At 64.8% G+C, this 1,416-nt stretch carries 2 protein-coding genes; both read left to right on the forward strand.

The annotated features are described in order from the left end of the window. Positions 1-918, forward strand: a 918-nt coding sequence (locus ASD05_RS17450) for a VCBS domain-containing protein (RefSeq protein ID WP_200955453.1), incomplete at its 5' end; no start/stop codon positions are given. A 7-nt stretch (positions 919-925) separates the two neighbouring features. Continuing rightward, positions 926-1,416: VCBS domain-containing protein (locus tag ASD05_RS17455; RefSeq protein ID WP_200955454.1), on the forward strand; the 491-nt coding region annotated here is incomplete at its 3' end.

A 1,416-nucleotide genomic window follows, 5' to 3' on the forward strand; every position in this document is an offset into this window, starting at 1 on the left:
CTCGCGGCCAGCGGCGCGCTGACGATTGCCGACGTGGATGCAGGCCAGTCGAACTTCGCGCCTCAAGCGAGCACTACCGGCAGCAACGGCTACGGCAGTTTCACGCTGGCGGCGAATGGCAGCTGGACCTACGCGGCCAACAATGGCCAAGCGGCAATCCAACAACTGGCCGCAGGTCAAACGATCAGCGACAGCTTTACTGCAGTCTCGTCCGACGGAACGGCCAGTCAAGTGGTGACGGTAACGATCACCGGCACCAACGACGTGCCGGTGATCGGTGGCGTCGCTAGCGGGGGGGTGACCGAGGATGTCTCGACGCCGAACCTGAGCACCAGCGGCGCGCTGACGATCGCCGATGCCGACCAGGGCCAGTCGAACTTCGCACCTCAAGCGGGCACGGCCGGCAGCCATGGCTACGGCAGTTTCACGCTGGCGGCGAATGGCAGTTGGACCTACGCGGCCAACAATGGCCAAGCGGCAATCCAACAGCTTGGCGCTGGTCAATCAATCAGCGAGAGCTTTACTGCAGTCTCGTCCGACGGCACCGCCAGCCAGGTGGTGACGGTGACGATCACCGGGACCAACGATGTGCCGGTGATCGGTGGCGTCGCTAGCGGGGCGGTGACCGAGGATGCCTCGACGCCGAACCTGAGCACCAGCGGCGCGCTGACGATTGCCGATGTCGACCAGGGCCAATCCAACTTTACAGCCCAGTCGGACACCGCCGGCAGCAACGGCTACGGCAGCTTCACGCTCGCGGCCAATGGCAACTGGACCTACGCGGCCAACAACGGCCAGACGGCGATCCAACAACTGGCCGCGGGTCAAACGATCAGCGACAGCTTCACTGCAGTCTCGTCCGACGGGACCGCCAGCCAGGTGGTGACGGTGACGATCGACGATCGGTGGTGTGGCTAGCGCTACGGTGCAAGAGGACGTTGCGGTGTCCGGTGGCAGCCTCGCGGCCAGCGGCGCGCTGACGATTGCTGATGTCGACCAGGGCCAGTCGAACTTCGCGCCTCAAGCGAGCACTACCGGCAGCAACGGTTACGGCAGCTTTGCATTGGCAGCCGACGGCAACTGGACCTACACGGCCGACAACAGCCAAAGCGCGATCCAGCAGTTGGGTGCAGGTCAGTCGATCAGCGAGAGCTTTACCGCGGTTTCCTCCGACGGCACGGCGAGCCAGCTCGTGACGGTGACGATCACCGGGAGCAATGACGTGCCGGTGATCGGCGGCGTCGCCAGCGGAGCGGTGACCGAGGATGCCTCGATGCCGAACCTGAGCACCGGTGGTGCGCTGACGATCGTCGATGTCGATGCAGGACAGTCCAACTTTACAGCTCAGCCAGGCACCGCCGGCAGCAACGGCTACGGCAGTTTCACGCTGGCGGCCGATGGCAGCTGGAGCTACAC

The sequence above is a fragment of the Variovorax sp. Root434 genome (assembly GCF_001426595.1).
Taxonomy (GTDB): Bacteria; Pseudomonadota; Gammaproteobacteria; order Burkholderiales; family Burkholderiaceae_C; genus Variovorax.